This is a genomic window from Actinomadura geliboluensis (assembly GCF_005889745.1).
Classification (GTDB): Bacteria; Actinomycetota; Actinomycetes; order Streptosporangiales; family Streptosporangiaceae; genus Spirillospora; species Spirillospora geliboluensis.
Window position 1 is genome coordinate 1 of record NZ_VCKZ01000408.1, and the last position, 7883, is coordinate 7883.

Here is a 7883-nt window from a genome sequence, read left to right on the forward strand (position 1 = left end):
CGAGATCTCTCTGTGTTTCGTTTTTTCAGGCAGATGAAGGCATACGAGGTGTCTTAGGGTCTCGTGGGCTCGGAGATGTGTATACGAGACAGCCTGGAACCTGCACGAACTCACCAAGGACCGCGGGCTCCAGTCGTTCATCGTCTACTCCTCGACCACCGGGACCCTCGGCAACGCCGGCCAGGCCAACTACGCCGCCGCCAACGCCTTCGTGGACGCGCTCACCGCGCACCGGCGGGCGCGAGGGCTGCCCGCCCAGTCGCTCGCCTGGGGGCTGTGGGCCGAGACCAGCACGATGACGGCGCGGCTCGACCAGGCCGGGCAGGCCCGCCTGCGCCGAGGCGGGATCATGCCGCTCGCGTCCGCGGAGGGCCTGGAGCTGTTCGACGCCGCTCTAGCGCTCCCCGGCCGGCCGCATCTCGTCCCCGCCCGGCTGGACCTGGTGGCGCTGCGCGCCCGCGCCGCCGACACGGCCGTGCCCGGGATGCTCCGCCACCTGCTGCGGCTGCCGCCGCGCCGCACCGGGGCGGACGCCTCCTCGCTCGCGCGGCGGCTGGCGGGGCTGGCGGAGGCCGAGCGGGCGGAGCTGCTGCTCGACCTGGTGCGCGGCCAGATCGCCGCCGTCCTCGGGCACGGCTCGGCGGACGCGGTCGCCGCGGAGCGCCCGTTCCGGGACCTCGGCTTCGACTCGCTCACCGCGGTGGAGCTGCGCAACCGGCTCGGCATCGTCTCCGGGGTGCGGCTGCCCGCGACCGCCGTGTTCGACCACCCGACGCCCGTCGCGCTGGCCGGGTTCCTCGGCGAGCGGGTGGCGCCGCCCGCCGAGGCCGAGCCGGGGCTGGCCGAACTCGACGCGCTGGAGGCCGCGCTCGCCGGCGCCGCGCTCGACGAGGAGGCGCGCTCGCGGTTCGCGGCGCGGCTGCGCGCCCTGGTGTGGAAGTTCGACGAAGGGTCCGGCGCCGAGGAGGACCTGGCGGCCGTGTCCGACGAGGAGCTGTTCGGCGTCCTCGACAACGAGCTCGGAATCTCCTGAACCTTTGGTGAGGTCTGCATGAACGCGGTGAACGAGCAGCGCCTGCGCGACTACCTCAAGCGCGCGACGGCCGATCTGCGCCAGGCGAACCGGCGGCTGCGGGAGGCCGAGTCGCGGGAGCACGAGCCGATCGCGATCGTCTCGGCGGGCTGCCGGTTCCCCGGCGGCGCCGGGTCGCCCGAGGAGCTGTGGCGGCTCCTGGTGGACGGCGCCGACGTCCTGTCGGACCTGCCCGCCGACCGCGGCTGGGATGCCGGCGAGCTCTACGACCCCGACCCGGGCAGCACCGGCCGGACCTACGTCCGCCGGGGCGCGTTCCTGGACGGCGCGGACCGGTTCGACGCCGGGTTCTTCGGCATCAGCCCCCGCGAGGCCCTCGCGATGGACCCGCAGCAGCGGATCCTGCTGGAGACCGCCTGGGAGGCGTTCGAGCGCGGCGGGCTCGTCCCGGACGCGCTGCGCGGCAGCCGCACCGGGGTGTTCGTCGGCGGCAACGGCCAGGACTACGCGCGGCGGCTGCTGAACGACCTGGAGACCGTCGAGGGTTACCTGGTGACCGGCACGTCCGCCAGCGTGGTGTCCGGCCGGATCGCCTACACCTTCGGGTTCCACGGTCCCGCGGTCACGGTGGACACCGCCTGTTCGGCGTCGCTCGTGGCGACCCATCTGGCGTGCCAGGCCCTCCGCGGCCGCGAGTGCGACATGGCCCTCGCCGGCGGTGTCACCGTCATGGCGACCCCGGCCATCTTCACCGAGTTCAGCCGGCAGCGCGGCCTCGCCCCCGACGGGCGGATCAAGGCGTTCGCCGCCGCCGCCGACGGCACCGGGTGGGGCGAGGGCGCGGGCCTGCTGCTGCTGGAGCGGCTGTCGGACGCGCAGGCGAACGGGCACCAGATCCTCGCGGTGATCCGCGGCAGCGCCGTCAACCAGGACGGTGCCAGCAACGGGCTCACCGCGCCGAACGGGCCATCGCAGCAGCGCGTCATCCGGGCGGCGCTCGCCGACGCGCACGTCTCCCCCGACGGGATCGACGCCGTCGAGGCCCACGGGACGGGCACCACGCTCGGCGACCCGATCGAGGCCCAGGCGCTGCTGGCCGCCTACGGGCAGAACCGGCCGGACGACCGTCCCCTCTGGCTCGGGTCGATCAAGTCGAACATCGGGCACACGCAGGCCGCCGCAGGCGTCGCCGGGATCATCAAGATGGTCATGGCGATGCAGGAGGGCGTCCTGCCCAAGACCCTGCACGTGGACGAGCCCACGCCGCACGTCGACTGGGAGTCCGGTGCGGTCTCCCTCCTGACCGAGAACACCGCCTGGCCGGAGACCGACCATCCGCGCCGGGCCGGGGTGTCGTCGTTCGGGATCAGCGGCACCAACGCCCACATCATCCTCGAAGCCCCGCCCGAAGCCGCCGCCGAGGAGACGGCCGCCGGACCGGCGGACGCACCCGAGCCGGAGATCGTCCCGTGGGTGCTGTCGGGCAAGACCGAGCAGGCGGTGCACGACCAGGCCGCCCGCCTCGCCGAGCACCTCGACCGGCATCCCGACATCGACGCCGCTACCGTCGCCCGCACGCTGGCCACCGCCAGGGCCCACCACGAGCACCGCGCCGCCGTCGTCGGCCGGACCCGCGAACAGCTCGTGTCCGGGCTGGCCGAGATCACCGCACGGCAGGCCCGCGACGGCAAGACTGCCTTCCTGTTCACCGGCCAGGGCAGCCAGCGCCCCGGCATGGGCCGCGGACTGTACGAGGCGTTCCCCGTGTTCGCCGAGGCGCTCGACGCCGTGTGCGAGCGCATGGACCCGCACCTCGACCGTCCCCTCAAGGAGGTCATGTTCGGCGACGGGGACCTGCTCGACCAGACCCGCTACACCCAGGCGGCCCTCTTCGCCCTGGAGACCGCGCTGTTCCGGCTCGTGACCCACTGGGGGCTGCGGCCCGACCACCTCGCCGGGCACTCCATCGGCGAGGTCACCGCGGCCCACGCCGCCGGAGTGCTCTCACTGGACGACGCGTGCGTCCTCGTCGCGGCGCGCGGGCGGCTCATGCAGAGCGCCCCCGCCGACGGGATCATGCTCACCGTCCAGGCGTCCGAGGAGGAGGTCCTCGGCTCGCTGGACGGACGCGCGGGCACCGTCGCGATCGCCGCCGTCAACGGCTCGCGCTCCACCGTGGTCTCCGGGGACGAGGAGGCCGTGCTGGCGGTCGCCGCCCACTGGGCCGAGCAGGGCCGCAAGAGCAAGCGGCTGAACGTCAGCCACGCCTTTCACTCCCCGCACATGGACCCGGTGCTGGACGAGTTCCGCGCGATCGCCGCCGAACTGCGGTACGACGCGCCGCAGATCCCGATCGTGTCGAACCTGACCGGCGGGATCGCCGACCCGGACCTGATCCGCACCCCCGGCTACTGGGCCGACCACATCCGCATGCCGGTCCGGTTCCGCGACGGCGTCCGGGCGCTGCACGAGGTGGGCACGGTCGCCTTCCTCGAACTCGGGCCCGGCGGCACCCTCACCGCGATGGGCACCGACGCCCTCTCCGACGCCCCGGACGGCGACTGGGCCGTCCTGATCGCGGCGCTGCGCGGACGGACGCCCGAGCCCGAAAGCCTGGTCACCGCCTTGGCGGACGCCCACACGCACGGCGTCCACGTCGACTGGGAGACGTTCTTCCCCGGCCCGGCCCCGGCCGCCGCCCGTCGCGCCGTGCCGCTGCCCACCTACCCGTTCCAGCGGCAGCGGTACTGGCCGGAGAGCGCGGTCGGCGCCGGAGAGCCCGGCAGCCTCGGGCTGGACACCGCCGACCATCCCCTCCTCGGCGCCGCCCTCACCCTCGCGACCGGCGACGGCTACCTGCTCACCGGACGCGTCTCCGCCCGGACGTCCCCGTGGCTGGCCGACGACCCGGTGCTGCCGGGCGGCGTGTTCGTCGAGCTGGCCCTGCACGCCGCCCGCCAGACCGGCGCCGACCGGGTCGCCGAGCTGGAGCTGCGGGAGCCGCTCGACCTGTCCGGCGACGGCGGCGCCGTCCAGCTCCAGGTCGCCGTCGCCGCCCCCGACGACACCGGGCACCGCGCCCTGACCGTCCACTCCCGGCCCGTCGCGGCGCAGGGCGACGACGGGGCCTGGGTCTGCCACGCCACCGGCACGCTCGGCGGCGACCCCGGCGAAGCCCCGCCCGTGGATTCGCGGAACGGCGGCGGGCGGGACGCCGACGTGGCGCTGCCCGAGGAGCTGCACCCGCAGGCCGCCCGCTTCGGCGTCCACCCGGCGCTGCTGGAGGCGGCGCACCGGGCCGTCGCCGACGAGGACGAACGGCCGTTCTCGTGGTCGGGGATCGCCCTCCACGCCACCGGTGCGACCAGCCTGCGCGTGCACCGGTCACCGTCCGGCGCGCTCTCCCTCACCGACCCGTCGGGCACGCTCGTGGCCGCCGTCGAGAGCGCCGCGTTCCGTCCGCTCGCCGCCGCCGAGCGCGACCGCATCCGGCTGCGCGACTCGCTCTTCCAACTGGAATGGACGCCGGTCTCCGCTCCGGCCTCGGCACCGGCACGGCCGGTCGGCCCCGCCCACCCGGGCATCGCCGCGCTGCGGTCGGCCATCGCGGAAGGCGCCGACCTCCCGGACACCGTCCTCGTCCACTGCGCCGGCGACGACCCGCACGCGCTCGCCCGCGAAACGCTCGCCCTCCTCCAGGAGTGGCTCGCCGACGACCGGCTCGACGGCTCCCGTCTCGTCCTGCTCACTCGCGGCGCGGTCGACGATCCGGTGGTGGCGGTGGTCTGGGGCCTGGTCCGGGTGGCGCAGAACGAGAACCCGGACGTCTTCGTCCTCATCGATCTGGACGGCACGGACGAGTCCGCTGTCCCGGCGGCGCTGGCCACCGACGAGCCGCAGCTGGCCGTCCGGGACGGGCGTGTCTACGCGCCGCGTTTGGTCCGTGCGCAGCCCCCGGCCGACGACAGGCCCTCTGGTCTGGACGCGGACGGCACCGTCCTGATCACCGGCGGCACCGGCACCCTCGGCGCCCTCGCCGCCCGCCACCTCGTCACCCGGCACGGCGTCCGGAAGCTGCTGATCGTCAGCCGCCGAGGCCCGGACGCGCCCGGGGCCGACGAACTCGCCGCCGAACTCACCGAGCTGGGCGCCGGCGTCACCGTCACCGCCTGCGACACCAGCGACCGCGCGGCCCTGGCCCGCCTCTTGGAGGACGTGCCGGACCTGACCGCCGTCATCCACACCGCCGGCGTCATCGACGACGCCACCGTTCCGAACCTCACGCCCGACCGCCTGGACGCGGTGCTGCGTCCGAAGGTCGATGCGGCCTGGCACTTGCACGAACTCACCCAAGACCGCGACCTGTCGGCCTTCGTCCTCTACTCCTCCGCAGCCGGAACCCTCGGCAACCCGGGACAAGCCAACTACGCCGCCGCCAACACCTACCTCGACGCCCTCGCCCACCACCGCCACGCACAAGGACTCCCCGCCACCTCCCTCGCCTGGGGACTCTGGCAACAGGCCAGCGCCCTCACCCAACAGATCGACGTCGACCGCAGCCCGCTGACCCCCCTCAGCACTCACCAGGCCCTCGCCCTCCTCGACATCGCACTCGCCAGCGATCGGCCCACCCTCATCCCCGCGCAGCTCAACACCGCCGCGCTGCGTGCGCGGATGGCCGACGGCGAGGTGCCGCCGCTGCTCCGGGGGCTGTTCCGCGCGCCTCTCCGGCGGCTGGACGCGGGCGGCGGGCAGCTGACGGAACGGCTCCGGGGACTGGCGGAGGACGAGCAGCAGAGCATGCTGCTGGAGTTCGTGCGGACGCAGGTCGCCTCCGTCCTCCGGCACGACGGCCTCGGCTCCGTCCCGCCGGACCGGCCCTTCCAGGACCTCGGCTTCGACTCGCTCACCGCCGTCGAGCTGCGCAACCGGCTCAACGCCGCCACGGGGCTGCGGCTGCCCGCCACGCTCGCCTTCGACTACCCGACGCCCGCCCTGCTGGCGCCGTATCTGCGGGCGCGGCTGCTCGGCGAGGCGGACGCGGCCGCGGCGGCGCCCGTCACCGCCGCCGAGCCGGACGAGCCGATCGCGATCGTCGGCATGGGCTGCCGGTTCCCCGGCGGCGCGGACTCGCCCGAGGCACTCTGGGAGCTGCTCGCCGAAGGCCGCGACGCCGTCTCCGGACTGCCCACCGACCGGGGCTGGGACGTGTCCGCGCTGTACGACCCGGACCCCGGGCGGCGCGGCAAGACCTACGTCCGCGAGGGCGGGTTCCTCTACGACGCGGGCGACTTCGACGCCGAGTTCTTCGGGATCAGCCCCCGCGAGGCCCTCGCCACCGACCCGCAGCACCGGCTGCTGCTGGAGACCGCCTGGGAGGCCGTCGAGCGCGCCGGGATCGACCCGGGGACCCTGCGCGGCAGCCGCACCGGCGTGTTCGCCGGCGTCATCGCGCAGCACTACGCGGTCGGCGCGAACCTGCCGGAGAGCACCGACGGGTACCTGGTCACCGGGACGACGACCAGCGTCGCCTCCGGCCGCATCGCCTACACCCTGGGCTTCGAGGGGCCCGCCCTCACGATCGACACGGCGTGCTCGTCCTCGCTCGTCGCCCTGCACCTGGCCTGCCAGGCGCTGCGCAAGGGCGAATGCGACATGGCCCTGGCGGGTGGCGCCACCGTCCTGTCGGTGCCGATGGTCTTCACCGAGTTCAGCCGGCAGCGCGGCCTCGCCCCCGACGGCCGCTGCAAGCCGTTCGCCGCCGCCGCCGACGGCACCGGCTGGGGCGAAGGCGTCGGCCTGGTCGTGCTCGAACGCCTCTCGGAGGCCCGGCGCAAGGGCCACCACATCCTCGCGGTCGTCCGGGGCAGCGCCCTCAACCAGGACGGCGCCAGCAACGGGCTCACCGCACCGAACGGGCCGTCGCAGCAGCGCGTCATCCGGGCTGCGTTGGCCGACGCGCGCCTTACCCCTGACGAGATCGACGCCGTCGAAGCCCACGGGACGGGTACGACACTCGGTGACCCGATCGAGGCCCAAGCGCTCCTTGCCACCTACGGGCAGAACCGGCCGGACGGCCAGCCCCTGCGGCTCGGGTCCATCAAGTCGAACATCGGACACACGCAGGCCGCCGCAGGTATCGCCGGGATCATCAAGATGGTCATGGCCATGCAGGAGGGCGTCCTGCCCAAGACCCTGCACGTGGACGAGCCGTCCCCGCACGTCGACTGGGAAACCGGCGCGGTCTCCCTCCTCACCGAGACCACCGCCTGGCCCGACACCGGACGCCCCCGCCGGGCCGGGGTGTCGTCGTTCGGGATCAGCGGCACCAACGCCCACATCATCCTCGAATCCCCGCCGGCCGCCGAAGAAAGCGACTCTTCGGAGGAGAGCGGCGACGGCGACGCTTCAGAGGCGAGAATCGTGCCGTGGCCCATTTCGGCGAAGTCCGAGAAGGCGCTGTGCGATCAGGCGGCGCGGCTCGCGGAATTCGCCGCCGCCGATCCCGGACTCGTTCCCGCCGAGGTAAGCCATTCGCTCACGTCGAAGCGAGCGGTATTCGACCATCGCGCCGTAGTCATCGGCTCCACGCGGAAAGACTTCCTGGACGGCCTGCGCGCATTCGCCGAAGGCGAACCCGCGGAGAACGTCGTCTCCGGAGAATTCTTCGGCGACGATCCGAAGATCGTGTTCGTTTTTCCGGGGCAGGGGTCGCAATGGCCCGGCATGGCCGTCGACCTCCTCGACGCCGAGCCCGCGTTCGCCGAACACATGGACGCCTGCAACCAAGCACTGAAACCCCACACCGGAACCGACCTCATCCACACCCTCACCACCCTGGACCCCACCC

The 7883-nt window shown here is 74.0% G+C and carries 2 protein-coding genes and 1 pseudogene; all 3 read left to right on the forward strand.

Going from position 1 to position 7883, the window contains the following annotated elements:
* Window positions 1–97: 97 nt before the first annotated feature.
* Window positions 98–274, forward strand: a pseudogene (locus tag ETD96_RS47980) (KR domain-containing protein); the annotation flags it as partial.
* 21 nt (window positions 275–295) lie between these two features.
* Window positions 296–1033 (forward strand): phosphopantetheine-binding protein, encoded by a 738-nt coding sequence (locus ETD96_RS36645; protein WP_338072646.1) that lies wholly within the window; start codon window positions 296–298, stop codon window positions 1031–1033.
* Window positions 1034–1051: 18 nt separating this feature from the next.
* Window positions 1052–7883: type I polyketide synthase (locus tag ETD96_RS36650; RefSeq protein WP_138641077.1), on the forward strand; the 6832-nt coding region annotated here is incomplete at its 3' end.

What these genes read in the sequence shown, in the direction of transcription:
- ETD96_RS36645 (WP_338072646.1), top strand. Translation starts at nt 296, where the DNA reads ATGACGGCGCGGCTCGACCAGGCCGGGCAGGCCCGCCTGCGCCGAGGC.